We start from the raw sequence: 15,400 nt of genomic DNA on the forward strand, positions 1-15,400 counted from the left end.
TTTCCTAGACGGCAGTTGAGGTATACTAAATAAAATGGGTGCGTCAGGGAGGATGGGAGCGGATGGCAGGGTGTGTCATGATCGTGGAGGGGAAGACAGACAAAGAACGTTTGCTTCGGGTGCTGGCTGAGCCTGTCACGATTCTTTGTACATATGGTTCCTACAGCTTGGAAAAAGGGGAGAAGCTGCTCGCCCAAACGGAAGCAGCAGATGCAGATGAGGTATACCTATTTACTGATGAAGACGACAGCGGGAAAAAATTGCGAACGCATTTAAGTGAAGATTTTCCTGATGCGATCCATCTGCATACGCCGAAAATGTACAGAGAGGTTGCCGACACGCCTCATTCGGTACTGGCAGAAATTTTGGAGCAAGCGGGCTTTGCGGTTATTGTTCCTCATCCTGATCTTGGAGAGCGGTAAGGGGATAAAACACCGTTTCATCGGCTATAACAGTAGTAAATGGAATGGTGGAGGTGTAAGGTAATTGCGTAGTTTGATGACATTTTTTAATCGAATGAACATTATGGTGTGGCTGGTGGGTATCTTTGTTGCTCATGCCGCGCTCTATCTGGTGCTGGGGACGGCGACGTGGCTGGCTACCTCGCTTTTGGCAACAGCGTTCTACGGCGTTATTTTATTGGTAGGTAAATTAATTGCCAGCCGTTATCCAGACAAGGAAGAAAGCAGATGAAAGCCGGCGAGCAAGCAGCCGGCTTTTTTTACATTACCAGCCCAAGAGCTGCATGAGTAAAATGAACCCACCCAATACCCAGACGTAGATGGCGAAGCCCTTCATAGAGCCTGTACTGATGATCGTAAGCATCCAGCGAATGGCAACATATCCAGCAAGTCCGGCAAACATAGTGCCCACTAGCATCGGGATCAATAAAGCTGTTTCGAGCGGTGTTTCTACGAGTTTGGCTGTTTGCAAGACACAAGCACCCAGAATCGCGGGCAAGGATATTAAAAACGAAAAGCGCGCAGCGTCAGCACGGTCGATCCCGCGTAGGAGAGCACCGGCAATCGTCAGTCCTGAGCGGGAAATAGCAGGCAGGATCGCAGCACCTTGCAGTGTCCCGATGATCAGGGCGTCCGTGTAGTTGATTTCCTCGAATCGCCGATTTCCACGGCGCATAGATTCCACCGCCCAGAGAATCGCGCCTGTCGCAAGGAATTCCCACCCGATCGTAATGCCTGTCTGCGAGATTTCTTCAAAATAATCTTCAAAGGCGAGTCCGATCACTGCTGTAGGGATCGTACCTACGACCAATAGCTTTGTCAGCTTGCTCATCGGATTCATGATGATAAACCGAACCTGTGGCCAAAAGACAATAACGACAGCGATCAGCGTACCGAAATGAAGCATCGTGTCAAATAAAAGGCCGACCTCCTGCATGCCAAACATTTTGCGAAACAGGACGAGATGACCCGTGCTGGATATCGGTAAAAATTCAGTCAAGCCTTGTACAATGCCGAGAAAAATATGTTCAAGTAACAACAGCATAGGCAAGAGTCACTCCAGTCTGGAAAAAGTAGGGTCAAGCCAGTCTTACTGTCATATGTATGTCCGTGAATGGAAGACTTGCCTATTTCGTTGGGCATCGTTATTTTGTTAGAAAAAAGTTGTGGTATTTTCTTGCGGGGGATGGGTATAGTTAGTGTGCACAAAGGTAGAGAGTGAGGAAAAAATACATATGTACAAAAGACAAATGCGTGAAAAGCGTGAGCCCCAAATCATTCAGAACGGCAATTTGGCGGCAGGGATGACGCTTACCCTGAAGGTAGCGCGTAAAACAGAAATCGGCTATTTTTTGAGCGATGGCAAAGACGAAGTGTTTCTCCATGCCAATGAAGCGCACGAGCGTTTACATATCGATGATGAGGTTGAAGTGTTTTTGTACCATGATCACGAAAACCGATTGGCTGCGACCATGGACATGCCTCATGTCGGCATGGGTGAATATGGCTGGCTAGAGGTAGTGGACATTTCTCCACGCATGGGTGTTTTCCTGGACAACGGCATTAACAAGGACCTGCTCTTATTCATCGATGACCTGCCCAAGCATAGCGATGAATGGCCGCGTCCCAAGGATCAAATGCTGGTAGCGCTGAAGCAAGACAAGCTCGGCAGACTCTTGGCAAAGCCGGTCACGGAAAACGAAATCGTCAAGATCGCAGCAATGGCAGATCAGGGTATGAAAAACAAATCTGTCGAAGGTACGGTCTACAAAGTGATTCAAGCAGGTGCATTCCTGTTGACGGAGGACGAGCATATCCTTTTCATTCATCGTGATGAAATGGTGGGGCGTCTGCGACTCGGACAAACGGTGCGCTGCCGCATTAGCTTTGTTCGTGAGGATGGTCGCCTGAACGGTTCCATGAAAGAGCGCAAGGAAGTACAGTATGGCGAAGATGCGGACAAGCTGCTGCGCTATTTGATCAATCGTGACGGGGCTATGCCTTATACTGATTCGACAGAAGCGGATGTCATCCGAGAAAAATTCCAAATGAGCAAGTCCAGCTTCAAGCGAGCACTTGGCAAGCTGATGAAGGAACGCCGCGTGGAGCAAGTAGACGGTTGGACCAAAATCATTCGAAGCGAACAAGAAGATTAAATGAAGAAAACCCTCCTGGGCAAAAGCTTCCTGACAACAGGAAACGAATGCTCGGGAGGGTTTTTTGGTTGTTCTTACAGTGTCGTTTGTACAGATTGCTTTTGCTTGCGGGCTTTGTGATACGACAGGGCAAATACGAGTGTGATCAAAATAAAGCCGGTGATATCCGTTTCAATTCCGGGGATGACCGCGAGCACGCCACCCGCAATGGCCAGGATTCGCTCCAGTACGTTTAGCTTGGACATCCAGTATCCGATCAATCCTGCTCCCACACCGATCATCCCAATTATAGATGTCAGCATGACCCAGATCGATTCCAGCAAGGTGGTATTAATGAGCAGCAAGGCTGGCGAGATGACGAAAATATAGGGAGCCATAAAAGCGGCGATCGATAGCCGCGTTGATTCTACACCTGTCTGGATCGGCTTTGACTTGGCAATGCCTGATGCGGCAAAGGCAGCAAGCGCAACTGGCGGAGTGATGTCTGCGACGATTCCGAAGTAGAAGGTAAACATGTGAGCCGCGATAGCAGGAACGCCCAATTGAATGAGCGCTGGAGCCGCGATGGTCGAAGTGATAATGTAGTTCGCCGTTGTTGGCGTTCCCATTCCCAAAATGAGCGATGCAATCATGGTAAAGAACAACGTAAGCAAAAGCTGACCGCCAGCCAGATCAATCAGACCATTTGCCAGCTTCAACCCAATCCCTGTCAACGTAATCGTACCGACAATGATTCCGGCACACGCGGTTGCAGCGACGACGCCAAGAGCCATTTTGGCACCTGAGGCAAGTGCTGCAAAAATATCAGCAATAGACATGCGGGTTTCTTTTCGGAAGGCTCCTACGACAATCGTAGAAACAATACCGATAATCGCGGAGCGCTCGGCTGATATGTTCATCATCAAGGCTGTAATAATGATCACGATGGGAAGGAGCAGGTACATTTTTTTCAACACTTCTTTTTTGTCAGGCAGTTCTTCCTTCGAGAGTCCGCGTAATCCGAGTCGCTTCGCTTCAAAGTGCGTCATAATCCAGATCCCTACGAAAAATAAAATCGCAGGAAGAATCGCTGATTTGGCGATTTCCAAGTAAGGAACACCGATGAACTCCGCCATCAAAAAGGCAGCAGCTCCCATGACAGGCGGCATGATTTGTCCGCCGGTAGAGGACGAGGCTTCCACCGCAGCGGCAAATTCGGAGCGATAGCCGAGTCGTTTCATCATCGGGATGGTAAAGGCACCAGAGGTAACGACATTGGCAACAGAGCTGCCGCTAATCGTTCCTTGGAGGGCGCTGGAAAAAACGGCTACCTTCGCCGGACCGCCGATACGTCTACCTGCAATGACCAGCGACAAATCGTTAAAATACTCACCGACGCCTGTTTTTTCGAGAAACGCACCAAACAGCACAAACAAAAAGATAAAGGTAGAGGAAACGGCGAGCGGAGTACCGAGAATCCCCTCCAGCGTGTAATAGCTGTGTCCGATAATCCGCTCGACATCACTGCCGCGATGCTCCAAAAAGCCTGGCATGTAAGGTCCGAAGTAGGTGTATAAAAGAAAAATGGTGGCGATGAGAGCAATTGGAATTCCGACGACTCGTCGTGCAGCCTCGAGGACAAGCAAGACAGCGATACCGCCGACAACCATATCCATCGACGTATAGTTGCCTGTTCGGGTCACGAGTCCCTCGTAGTCAATGACCCAATAGAGTGAGACGAAGACACCTAACAGAGCGAGAATCATGTTCACGATCCCGATTTTGTTATGCTTGCCTTTGGATGTCCCCGCATACAGCAGATAGACAAGGGCAAGCCCGAAGGCTAAGTGGATCGGGCGGTGAATCTGGGGAGGAAGCGTGAAGAAAAGCGTGCTGGATAATTGGTACAGGGAGAAGAGGACAAGTAGACCAAAGGAGATCCACTTCATGGGACCCGCGAGCTGGCGTGTGGCTGATTCTTTGTCGTATTGCGCGATCAGCTTATCCATCTCTTGCTGGTTCATATTCGTTGTTGTACTCATCTAGTAACCTCCTAACTCGCTCAGAATGGATCGCTTTTCTGCCTGAATCGTGATGGCTTCTCCCGGCTTGTCGATCAAGCTCAACGGAATATCCTGTCCAGCGAAAAGCAACGTATGATTAGCACGTACTTGCCCGATAAACAGCCGGAGGGCAGGAAAAGACCGCTGCATATTGCGAATGTGGAATCGACCATCGGCCAGAACCAGCTTCTCGCCAGGAGCCAATTCATTTTCCATGCCGATACCGTAGTCGTGAAAGCTCATCTCCGACAAAATAATTTGACCGTCTACAATCCGGTATTGCTCCTCGATTGTGGAGCGATGAATGGAATGAGTCCAGCGGATGCCAAAGGCTGCTTCATCCTGTATGTTGGCACTCCAAACAACTTGATTTGACTGTATATCCCGGATAACCAGAGCGGGAAACAAAGGAGTGGAGATGCCTACATAAAAGATAGTGATGAGAAGAAAGAAGGAGAAAAGGCGGAACAACGTCCGCCCTCTTCCTTTTGTTACTGCCTGGATAAAAACCATCTGGCTTTACTTCACGCCTTTTTCGTCGAAGTACTTTTGTGCCCCCGGGTGAACAGGGATGCTGACGCCGTTCTTCACGTTCTCCAGCTTGATTTCCTTGGCTTTGGCGTGACCGAGCTTGTCGCTGTTCTCAAAGATCGCCTTTGTTACTTTGTACACGAGGTCTTCACTCAGATCGGAGCGAATCAAGAGCATCGATTTGACGGAGACGGTTGTCACTTCTTCAGGAACAGTTTGGTACGTATGGGCAGGGACTGTTGTTTTCACGTAGTAAGGGTATTTGGCGATGATTGCATCGATTTTGTCCGCGTCAATTGGAATGATTTTTACACCAGTTGTCGCTGCCAGCTCCGTGATTGCTGCGGTAGGCGTACCAGCCGTTTGGAAGGCAGCATCCAATTGCCCGTCCTGAATGGCTTTGGCGGAGTCAGCAAAGGAGAGGCGCTGGAGCTTCGTATCTTCAAAGGTCATCCCGTATGCTTCCAAAATTTGTTGGGCGTTCACTTCCGTCCCACTTCCTGGAGCGCCTACAGATACGCGCTTCTCTTTCAAATCGGCAACGCTTTTAATATTGCTGTCAGCAGAGACGACGATTTGGATGGTTTCATCGTAGAGAGCGCCCAATGCCTGGAAGGAATCAATTTTACCGTCTTGCTGGAACATGTTCGTTCCCTTTGACGCATACTCGGCAATGTCGTTTTGCGTAAAGGCGATGTCCGCCTTTTTATCGCGAATGAGGCGAATGTTTTCTGCTGAAGCGCCTGTGGCTTGGGCTGTAGCAGTGATCCCGGCGTTTTTCGTAATATGGTCAGCCATGCCGCCGCCGAGTGGGAAATAGGTGCCTCCTGTACCGCCTGTTGCAATAATGAGTTGAGAGGGATCGGCGCTTCCTCCCGAGCTGGAGCTGCCTCCACCTGCCCCTCCTTGAGCAGAGTTCCCGCCACCTCCACATGCCGTCATGAGCGACATGGACAGAAGCAGTGTGAGCGAGAGAAGAAAATGACGCTTCTTCAAGATAATTCCCCCTTAGTCTAAAAATTCTGTTTATACGGCTTTCTTCGGCATTGTAAAGGGAGGTCTATAAAAAACTACAAAATTCTATAGAAAAATATAGTAAACTAAGAAATAAACGTTAACGGTTTTTGAACAATTTCATATGAGAAAGTGCGGGCAACATTTTATGAGAGAGAACATTTCAATTTTGCTGCTTATGCTCATTGCTGTCCCGATTGCCGGAGAGCTCAAATTTCACCCGTTTCAGGATGAGTTTCGCATTAGCTTTGGTACAACGGCGTTTTTCTTTTTTTTATTGTGGCTGCGTCCTTCTTTCTTGGCAGGGGTCATAACCGGATTAATTGTCGTTCTATTTCGAATAGTCTTGGATTCTTTGTATGAGGATGTCTTTTCGCTTCTGGCTTCTTTTCAGATGCACTTCCCCGCATTTTGCTATTATGCTGCCTTTGCCTGTCTATTCTCGCTCTTTCGCGTTAATACGCTACATCATCGACCGCTTTGGGTGGGGCTGTTGGGGACAGTCGCAGAAATAGCAGCGAATTTGGTAGAGCTGTCCTTCCGTGCTGTGTCCTGGGAGGGAGTTTTTCAGTTGGAGGTTGTAGGGCCGATTGCTGTGATTGCATTGATACGCAGTTTTTTTGTCCTTAGTTTTTTCAATATGATTCAGCTGCGTCAGGCGAAATGGATGGAAAAGCAACAGCGTAATCGAAACGAGCAGATGTTGATGCTCATTTCCAATTTGTACGAGGAATCTGTTCACCTAAAAAAGACATTGCATCAGGTTGAGGAAATCACACGCAACTGCTATGAGCTGTATCGCGAGATGGACGAGGTGGAACAAAAGAATGGGACGAGCAAGCGTTACGCGAAGCGGCTGCTATCCCTTGCTGGACAAGTGCATGAAGTGAAAAAGGACAATCAACGCATATATGCTGGTCTTTCCAAGCTGATTTCTGATGAGAATGATCGAGACTATATGCCACTGGGCGAATTGATAGGGATCATTGTTCAGGGACAACGAAAGTACGCGAGACTATTGGAGAAGGACATCCAGTTTGAAACGAATGTGGAGGTGCCGTATCTCGCTTGCCACATTTACACGACACTCTCACTCATCAATAATCTGGTCGGCAACAGTGTCGAAGCGATCCGCGACCGGGGGATGGTATCGATCGTGGCTTCGATTGATGAGAGTCAGGGTTGGCTTCATTTTGTCGTAACCGATGATGGTCCAGGCATTGTGGTGAAGGATAAGGAGCTCTTGTTCATGCCGGGATTCACGACCAAATACGACGTATCAGGCAGACCTTCCACGGGGATCGGACTTTCATACGTAAAGGAAATGACAGACAGTCTCCAAGGAATGATTGATTTATCCGACTCATACGGACAAACGACACAATTTTGCATTCGCTTGCCAATCGCAACTCTGATTCAGAAAGGGTGACCTCATGCGCTACTTCATTGTGGACGACGATCCTGCGATTCGATTCATGCTCGGTCAAATGATTGAGGATGCTGATTTGGGAGAGGTATGTGGGGAAGCGGAGGATGGCTCGCAAATTGACCACGATTTTTTGAATTGGAAGCAAGTAGACATCTTGTTGATTGATCTTTTAATGCCGAATCGAGATGGCATTGAAACGGTGCGCCATCTGAGGCGTTTTACCGGAAAAATTGTCATGATCTCGCAAATCGAAACGAAGGAGATGATCGCTGAGGCGTATGCGACAGGGATCGAATACTACGTGACCAAACCGGTGAATCGCCTAGAGGTCATCAGTGTTCTGCAAAAGGTACGGGAACGCATATTGCTACAGCAATCCATCGAGGGTATTCAACGGTCCCTTTCCGTCTTGTCCGGCACGATTAACATGACGGCAGCTCCATCAAAAGATACATCGTATCCTGAAAAGGGCATCTTATCTTCCGCACGATTTCTCTTGACTGAACTGGGGATGATTAGTGAAAAAGGCAGCAAAGATTTACTCGACATGATGGAGTGGCTGTATCGCTGGGAGAAGGAAAGGGATGGAGAAGTGAATCTCCCTCCTTTACGCGATATTTTTTGGGCGATTGCTGCCCGCAAGCTGGGGAAGGGAGTGACTGTCCTGATCCAAAAGGAAACGAAGGCCGCTGAGCAGCGGGTACGCAGAGCCATTTATCAGGCATTAACCCACCTGGCTTCCCTCGGGCTGACCGATTACAGTCATCCTAAATTCGAGAGCTACGCGACCACATTCTTCGATTTTACCGAGGTGCGAAAACGCATGCTGGAGCTGGAGAATCAAATGGAAGCGACGATCTCTTCTACGCGTATCAATACCAAGAAGTTTATTTTTGTACTCTACATGGAGTCAAAAAGGCGAATTGGTGTATTTCAGTGTTGATTTTTGGAGTGGGCATCCAAATGTGATAAGATATTTCTATTGGTCATGAGCGAGGGCTTCGATGTAAGCTGGTAAAAGCTTTGGAATGCCTCCGTTTTACATTTGTTTTGGGAGGGAAGAAAGTGAGCGAACTACATAATCCATGGCAGCTACTTTACCGAGTCTATCGTCATGTGCAACCTGTTCTGGAGCGGGAGTTTGCGGCCTGGTATAAAAGAGCGCAGGCGATTCCCAATCCCGAGCTGAGAAAACAGGCACAAGACAGCATGGACTCCAAAAAGTTTCACTGCCAAGGGGGATGTGTCTATGCAGCACAGGTCATTCCGCATGTAGAGACAATTGTTCCACTGATTGTCGCCTACCAAACAATCAGCGACTACTTGGATAATCTGTGTGATCGCAGCACGTCACTAGATCCGCAAGACTTCCGTCAGCTTCACGTGTCGATGCAGGATGCATTGACACCAGGTGCGCCCTTACGAGACTATTATTTGTACCGTGAGGATAAGGATGACGGCGGCTTTTTGGCTGGGCTGGTTCAGACCTGTCAACAGCATGTCGCACAATTGCCAGCCTATGAAAAAATCCAGGCAAAGATACTCGAGTTTTCTTGTTTGTATAGCGATTTGCAAGTATATAAGCACATTGCTCCCCATTTGCGCGAGGATCACCTGTTGACGTGGTGGGATCAGTACAAAGAACGCTATCACGATTTGCACTGGCAAGAATTTGCGGCTGTCACAGGCTCGACTATCGGGATATTCGCTCTTTTTTGCTTGGCGACTGATCCTGATGTAGGGGAAGAGCAAATACAAACAGTAAGTGAGGCTTACTTTCCGTGGCTGTGCGGGTTACATATTTTATTGGACTATTTAATTGACCTGGAAGAAGATAAAATGGGTGGAGATTTAAACTTCGTGAGCTATTACGATTCGGAACGGATAGCGACTGAACGCTTGAAGCTTTTCATAAAACAAGCAAAGGCAAGCGTTAAACGCTTGCCAAATCCTGCATTTCACCGTATGATCGTGGACGGGCTAGTCGCGTTTTATCTCGCGGATCGCAAGGTAAATCGGAGCCAGCCACACATTTATACTATCGCTAGACAACTGCTGAAGCAGGCTAAGGGCTTGCCCTCTGTCCTGTTTTATGTGAACAGTTTACTTGTACGGCGATAACGGAGAAGAGGTTAGCGCATATGCTTGCGCTTGTACGAAAAGCCAAATCCCATCAACGAGAAGGCAACAACGATACAGCCAAGGATACCGAGGGGGCTTTTTTCCCCAATGGCAATGCCAACTCCGATGAGACAGGCGGTTACCAAAAATGCCAAAGCCAGTGTTACCAATTGATAACGATTCATCGGTCTGTAACCTCCTACCTGTCAATGTTCCCATTATACCTTATTTTCCGCGAAAAGCATCCAGGTAAAGATTTCGGAAATCCCGGTAATATATTTGTGCGAAGTGGTGGAGAACGCAGATGGAAAGCATAATACAAATTAGAAAAGGGAATCGAGTGATAGAAGGTCATGTTACCTATGAAGAAGGGGACTTGATCGAAGCCGTATTTCCCAGCCCATTGGATGTCACAGTAGGGGATCAGCTCCCCTGTCTATTGACGGCTGACTATGAAACAATCAATACGTTTGAAGCCGTAGTCGTGGCTAAAGACAAAAATCGCTTATTTTTGTTCCACTCTCCAACAGCTGCTGAGTTTCGGGAGCAGCGCAGACGCTATCCCCGTTTCGACATGGAGGTTAAGGGTTGGATCCAGTATCCGACGCAGGAGCCAGACTCATTTTTTTCCGTCTATAGTCAAATGGTGTACTTGGTGAACTTGAGCCTGGGAGGCTTGGCATTCCGCTCAGACAAACAGATTCCCGCGGATCAGCACATTGTCTTTTCCTTTGAATTGTATGGTCGCAATCGCCCGGACGGGGTAATAAAAACTGATTTGGTTATCATTCATGAGCGAATAGAGGGACCGAATTATTTTTACGGCTGCACGATCAAAGGAATCAATGCCCGTCATTTTCACAATTTGCGAAAGTACATTTTGCATCGACAAATCGAGGAACGAAGACGAGTGAAAATCGAGTAGGTCTTTTCGTTAATTGGTTCAATGGGACCAATTTTTTTTTGCCTTTTGGAGGGGGTGTAGGGAGGGGGAAGAAGCGGATTTCCAGTCTACGCTTCGGCCTATGCCTTGCCGGGAGGCGGGGACTGTCCGCTACGGAATGAATGTCGGGAGCGCCTCAAAAGTAGAGGTTCGAGGATGAAATTTCAGAGGTTGAGGCTGAAAACCCCCGACATTCATTCCTTCGCTGAGTAGGGCTCCAGAGGCGCTTGGACTGGAAATCCGCTTCTTCCTACGTGGCTTCAGTCAACATTTGAAAGGCATCAAAGAGGAAAAAAGATAAAGCAAAACACAGAAAAACGGAAAGGCCTCTCTGGTAAATCAAATCGGTCTGGATCATCGTCTCGACAGGACGGTCATTTCTGGTGAACAGCAAAAAGAGGGGATGAAAACCCCCTCCTGCAAAGCGGTAATACGACATTGGCACCTAGATGCTACTCAACAGAGAAGGGGACGATAAATTTATCCGGCTCGTTCCGATCCAGCTGTAGCTGTCGAGACAGTCACGTCTTTTGTTCGTTTCCCCCAGATCCAGCGCTGTAAGAGGACAGCGCCTCCGCCAATCGCAGCGATTAACATTCCGACCCATAAAAAAGCGGTGTTTGGACCCCAGATGGTCATAATGACGCCTCCGAGCAACGGAGCAATAATGAAAGTGGCGCTCGTCAATGAATCGATAATTCCTCTCACGCGGCCGAGTGCTTGCGGGGGGCTTTCTTTTTGTACCAGATAATTGGTGCCGACCGAAGTCAGACCCGTTCCGACTCCAGCCAATAAAGCAGGAATCAGCAGCCAATACATACCATCACCCGGCTGGAAAAATCCAATCCACGAAAAACTAATTCCGATGAGCAAAACGCCACCGCCCAGTACCCATCCATAGGAATGAATTTCTTTTAAGCGATGGAGCCAAGTGACGGTAACAAGTGCGCCTAATCCAATGACACTGACTGTAAACCCGAGCATTTCCGGATTGTCGGGCAGCTTCTCGCGGAAGATCACGGGAAACTGTGTATCCGCCAACTGAATCGCCAATGAGGTAATGATTGCGAAGATCGTGCTGTACAACAGGACACGGTTTTGCAAAAAGATCCGCCAGCCCTCTTGCCATGCTTGACGGTAAGGGAGAGGCTGCTCTTCTACGGATGGACGAGACAACGTTTTCTCCACTTTACGAATCGTGAACAGAAATCCAGTAGAGAGGAGAAATGTCGAAGCATTAATCATGAGACAAATGGCGGGTGCAAAAACGGCCGCTACCAATCCTCCGGCAAGTGGACCGATCAATTTCCCCATCTGGTATACGGCTCCATTCAAGGCAGAGGCTTGTAACAATTGATTTTCAGGGACGATTTGACGCGTCAAGGTCTGTTGCGCTGGATCGTTGAAGACAGAGGCACCTGAACGCAGGGCAATGACTACCAGGAACCAGAACGGATTCGGCATGACAAGCAGGAGCAGAGTGAGAGCAGCCTGCATGATATTCATGGACATGATCATCCGAACCTTGTTCACGCGGTCTGCAAGTACCCCGGCAAACTGTCCGAGCAAAATGCTTGGAGCTGCATAGGCAACGGGCAGGAGGGCCATCGTCATCGGATCAACCTTCCACACAAACCCCAACAGGATGGATACCGCTATAAAATCAAACCAATCGCCAAGCGTAGACAGTCCGTAAGAGACGAACAACGTGCGAAACGTTCTATTTTCTTTTAACAAAAAAATCCCTCCATCGATCTGTTAACTCGATGATAAAAGGGATTTGTCAGAGGAATATCAGATAGTGGATGAGATGATGGCACGAATTTTTTTCTGCAAGTAGTCGAACTTGTACTCTTCGGATAATTCTGTCCAGATTTTCTGGTATTTGCGCTCCCATTCTCGGTCGTAACTGAAGTCTTTCAAGAACAACAAGATCATTTTTGCGCCATAAATGAGATGGGGGACGAACTTGGTGCTTCGTAAGACCTCCAGACCTTCATCGACCAAGCGGCGCGCCTTGGTAAGCTCCTGTCGATGGTACAGACAAAGACCGCGCGTAATAGTAAAGCTGCCGAGTTCACGTTGCATAGGGAGTTCTTGCAAGATCTCCTCAGAGCGTTGAATGACCTTCTCAGCCTTTTCAACCTCACCCATGAGCAGATATAAGAGGGCTTCTTCCGCTTGAAAAAAGAGTTGAAAGCCGGGTGAATTGATTCGCTCAACAACCTTCCAGGCAGGAAGCAGCTGTTTTTTTGCTCGCTCCCATTCTTTGGCTTGGGCGTAGACGCTGATTGCGGTGATTTGCATCTCATCCTGATAATTTTTAGGCATACTTTTCGCGTTTTTCAGAGCCCATTGTAAAATTTCTAATGTTTTTTGCGAGTCAATTTCTGTCATATGGTATAAATGAAACAAATAAAACAGCTTGTCGGAGAGGGAAGTTTTATCCTCGACAAACCAGCCGAAGTCACCGCCAACAAACCGCAGATAGGTAGCATAAAAAGAGTCCATCTGGAAGCCAAGCACTTGCTGATTCGCATAGAGTGTCTGCAAAGCGGCCCCCATACCCATGCCGTGGTAGGTGGTTAGCATCCTCTGGATGTTCTCGGAGAAATCACTGGTTAATACGGATGGACTAGGTGATGGCTGCTCTTTTAGTGTAAGCCGATAGCCGACTCCTCGGACCGTATCAATCGTGAGCAGATGAGACCACTTTTGCAGTTTTTTCCGCAAGCGGTATATGTGATCGTCAACAGTACGGTCAGTAGGCTCCTCCAGCGGCCAGACGCGATCTAGCAAATCACTCCTTGAAAAGGCCCGGTTTTTCCATGTGTACAGATATTGAAACAAGGCGTATTCCTTTGGCAAAAGGACAATCGTTTCCCCAGCATAATGGATTTGATACGTATCATCCGACCATGTTATCAATCCCATTTGAAAGACTCCTCATTTATATTGAACTTCTTCATTTTATTGTAAAGGGTGCCACGAGAGACGCCGAGCAGCTCGGCTGCTGCTTTTTTGTTGCCGTATGTGCGCTCCAACGCTGCCAGAATGCGCTCTTTTTCGTTCGCAGGTGAAGAAGGGTACGCAATCGACGGACGGATGATGGGCGGCGGTGTCGTAGTCGGTGGTGCATACGTTCCCCCCATCGGCGTGTGCAGAGAGACGTGTGTGGGTTCTGTGTGACTGCGAATGACAGACGGCAGATGCTCAGGCAAAATTACGCCGTTTTCTTGCAGGATCGACAGACGTTCAATGACGTTGCGAAGCTGGCGGATGTTTCCAGGCCAAGTGTACTCGAACAACGCTTGCATGACTTCGGGAGAGATGCGTGGTACGGATTGGTTATGGGCCACGGAATACTCATGAATGAAAATTTGCACGAGCTCTGGCAAATCCTCACGTCGTTCGCGCAGTGGCGGGATTTCCAGAGAAAAGACGTTCAGCCGATAATACAGGTCCTCGCGAAAACGACCGTCTGCAACCATTTGCTCCAGTTGTCTATTTGTCGCCGCTACGATCCGTGTATTGACGGTGATCGGTTCTGTTCCGCCTACACGGTAAAACTGTCGTTCCTGTAAGGCACGAAGTAGCTTGACCTGTAATTCTAGCGGCAGTTCTCCTATTTCATCGAGGAAAAGCGTCCCGCCATGCGCCAGCTCCAGCTTGCCAGGCTTGCCTTTTTTCTCGGCTCCAGTAAAAGCGCCGCCCTGATAGCCAAACAGCTCACTTTCGAACAGTGCAGCAGGAATGGCACCGCAGTTGATCGCAATAAAAGGCTTCTCATGTCGGCGACTTGCCTGATGAATGGCTTGGGCAAACAGCTCTTTCCCAACGCCGCTTTCTCCATAAATCAGCACAGTCGCATCCGTCTGCGCCACTTTTTTAGCGGAACCAATAGCAGATTGTATCGAGGCGGAATGACCTTTGATTGCGTAAAAAGGATCGTCTGCTGCCTGAAACCGACTCATCTCTTGCTGCAAATTATGGAGATGGGCCGTCGTATGTGCCAATTCTTCATTGAGACGAACCAGCTCGGTAATATCCTGTTCGATGGAAATCGCTCCGATAATCTCACCCTCACGGCGAATCGGTGCCGCATTAATGAGTACATGACTATCAGGACGAGGAATGTGATAGACGCGTTGTACAGATGTCCCTTGGCGCAGCGCATCGAGCAGGCGAATCGATTCACTCGCGAAGTGCTCATCGAGCGAGGTTCCGACGACCCTGGCGCGATCGATTTCATAAATCGTTTCTGCTGCCCGATTCCAGTGTTGGACGACATTGCGGGAGTCTACGATTGTGACAGCCTCACTCATCGTATCCATCAAGGTACGGAGCAGGGCAGACTGGTTTTGGGTCAACACGACAAAGGCAGTCATGAGCTGGTATGGCTCAACCATTCCCGTAGGAGTGCCATGTTCATCCACGATAACGATTGCTGGCAGATCGGAAAGAGCTGAGCCAGCGACAATGTGGCTAATGGATTGTTCGAGCGTAGTTGTAGAAGCGACGACGACTACTCTGCCCTTTCGTTCTTTATCCACCCATTCACCCACAGTTTCTCCTGTGCGTATTTTGACAATATCAGGTGGAAGCGGAATCGCAAAGGAAGAGAGCGTACTGTCCAACGAAAATAACGGTTTCAAATTGTCACCTCTTATCCAAACTAACAGGGAAAGGAATGGTTCCTGTTG

General features: G+C 48.5%; 15 protein-coding genes. 7 read left to right on the forward strand and 8 right to left on the reverse strand.

What is annotated here, in order from left to right; genetic code table 11:
- Positions 1–62 precede the first annotated feature (62 nt).
- Together ACUUHJ_RS05155 and ACUUHJ_RS05160 are read left to right on the forward strand one after the other, a co-directional pair.
- On the forward strand, positions 63–422 hold the full coding sequence (locus ACUUHJ_RS05155; RefSeq protein WP_472298402.1) for a toprim domain-containing protein: 360 nt from the start codon (positions 63–65) through the stop codon (positions 420–422).
- A 64-nt stretch (positions 423–486) separates the two neighbouring features.
- Positions 487–693 (forward strand): hypothetical protein, encoded by a 207-nt coding sequence (locus ACUUHJ_RS05160; protein WP_012684645.1) that lies wholly within the window; start codon positions 487–489, stop codon positions 691–693.
- A gap of 33 nt (positions 694–726) precedes the next feature.
- On the opposite strand, the gene ACUUHJ_RS05165 is transcribed toward ACUUHJ_RS05160, so the two are convergent.
- Positions 727–1,506 carry an undecaprenyl-diphosphate phosphatase gene (locus tag ACUUHJ_RS05165; protein WP_064202330.1) on the reverse strand — a complete coding sequence of 260 codons (780 nt, stop codon included), beginning with the start codon at positions 1,504–1,506 and terminating at the stop codon, positions 727–729.
- A gap of 190 nt (positions 1,507–1,696) precedes the next feature.
- Here ACUUHJ_RS05165 and ACUUHJ_RS05170 point away from each other — a divergent pair, with 190 nt between their 5' ends.
- The gene (locus ACUUHJ_RS05170) at positions 1,697–2,617 is read left to right on the forward strand and encodes a CvfB family protein (protein ID WP_289676280.1); all 921 of its coding nucleotides are present in this window, start codon (positions 1,697–1,699) and stop codon (positions 2,615–2,617) included.
- Positions 2,618–2,691: 74 nt separating this feature from the next.
- Here the strand turns inward: ACUUHJ_RS05170 and ACUUHJ_RS05175 are convergent, their stop codons facing one another.
- The 3 genes from ACUUHJ_RS05175 to ACUUHJ_RS05185 are packed head-to-tail and all read right to left on the reverse strand — an operon-like array spanning position 2,692 to position 6,186.
- A complete protein-coding gene (locus ACUUHJ_RS05175) occupies positions 2,692–4,638 on the reverse strand; it encodes a TRAP transporter permease (RefSeq protein WP_289676281.1) in 1,947 nt (648 codons plus the stop codon).
- Entirely contained in the window at positions 4,639–5,172 is a 534-nt protein-coding gene (locus ACUUHJ_RS05180; protein ID WP_289676282.1) for a DUF1850 domain-containing protein, read from the reverse strand.
- A 6-nt stretch (positions 5,173–5,178) separates the two neighbouring features.
- A complete protein-coding gene (locus ACUUHJ_RS05185; protein WP_472298403.1) occupies positions 5,179–6,186 on the reverse strand; it encodes a TAXI family TRAP transporter solute-binding subunit in 1,008 nt (335 codons plus the stop codon).
- A gap of 166 nt (positions 6,187–6,352) precedes the next feature.
- On the opposite strand from ACUUHJ_RS05185, the gene ACUUHJ_RS05190 reads away from it, so the two are divergent.
- The 3 genes from ACUUHJ_RS05190 (at position 6,353) to ACUUHJ_RS05200 (ending at position 9,754) form a co-directional block, all read left to right on the forward strand.
- Positions 6,353–7,633 carry a sensor histidine kinase gene (locus ACUUHJ_RS05190; RefSeq protein WP_289676284.1) on the forward strand — a complete coding sequence of 427 codons (1,281 nt, stop codon included), beginning with the start codon at positions 6,353–6,355 and terminating at the stop codon, positions 7,631–7,633.
- Between the two features lie 4 nt (positions 7,634–7,637).
- Positions 7,638–8,576 (forward strand): response regulator, encoded by a 939-nt coding sequence (locus ACUUHJ_RS05195; RefSeq protein WP_472298404.1) that lies wholly within the window; start codon positions 7,638–7,640, stop codon positions 8,574–8,576.
- A 122-nt stretch (positions 8,577–8,698) separates the two neighbouring features.
- Positions 8,699–9,754 carry a tetraprenyl-beta-curcumene synthase family protein gene (locus tag ACUUHJ_RS05200; RefSeq protein ID WP_472298405.1) on the forward strand — a complete coding sequence of 352 codons (1,056 nt, stop codon included), beginning with the start codon at positions 8,699–8,701 and terminating at the stop codon, positions 9,752–9,754.
- Positions 9,755–9,765: 11 nt separating this feature from the next.
- Here the strand turns inward: ACUUHJ_RS05200 and ACUUHJ_RS05205 are convergent, their stop codons facing one another.
- A complete protein-coding gene (locus tag ACUUHJ_RS05205) occupies positions 9,766–9,939 on the reverse strand; it encodes a YlaF family protein (protein WP_007722723.1) in 174 nt (57 codons plus the stop codon).
- 119 nt (positions 9,940–10,058) lie between these two features.
- Between ACUUHJ_RS05205 and ACUUHJ_RS05210 the strand changes: the two genes are divergently transcribed.
- The gene (locus ACUUHJ_RS05210; protein ID WP_289676288.1) at positions 10,059–10,679 is read left to right on the forward strand and encodes a PilZ domain-containing protein; all 621 of its coding nucleotides are present in this window, start codon (positions 10,059–10,061) and stop codon (positions 10,677–10,679) included.
- A gap of 498 nt (positions 10,680–11,177) precedes the next feature.
- Here ACUUHJ_RS05210 and ACUUHJ_RS05215 read toward each other — a convergent pair whose 3' ends face one another.
- From ACUUHJ_RS05215 to ACUUHJ_RS05225, 3 genes are read right to left on the reverse strand one after another with little or no spacing between them, the layout of a single operon-like run.
- Complete coding sequence (locus tag ACUUHJ_RS05215; protein WP_472298406.1) at positions 11,178–12,434, reverse strand: MFS transporter; 1,257 nt, start codon at positions 12,432–12,434, stop codon at positions 11,178–11,180.
- Positions 12,435–12,491: 57 nt separating this feature from the next.
- Positions 12,492–13,631, reverse strand: coding sequence for a winged helix-turn-helix domain-containing protein (locus ACUUHJ_RS05220; protein WP_472298407.1), 1,140 nt, complete (start codon positions 13,629–13,631; stop codon positions 12,492–12,494).
- Positions 13,622–15,352, reverse strand: a complete 1,731-nt coding sequence (locus tag ACUUHJ_RS05225; protein ID WP_289676291.1) for a sigma 54-interacting transcriptional regulator — start codon at positions 15,350–15,352, stop codon at positions 13,622–13,624. The genes ACUUHJ_RS05220 and ACUUHJ_RS05225 overlap by 10 nt, the downstream gene beginning before the upstream one ends.
- Positions 15,353–15,400 lie beyond the last annotated feature (48 nt).

This window comes from Brevibacillus schisleri (assembly GCF_055685845.1).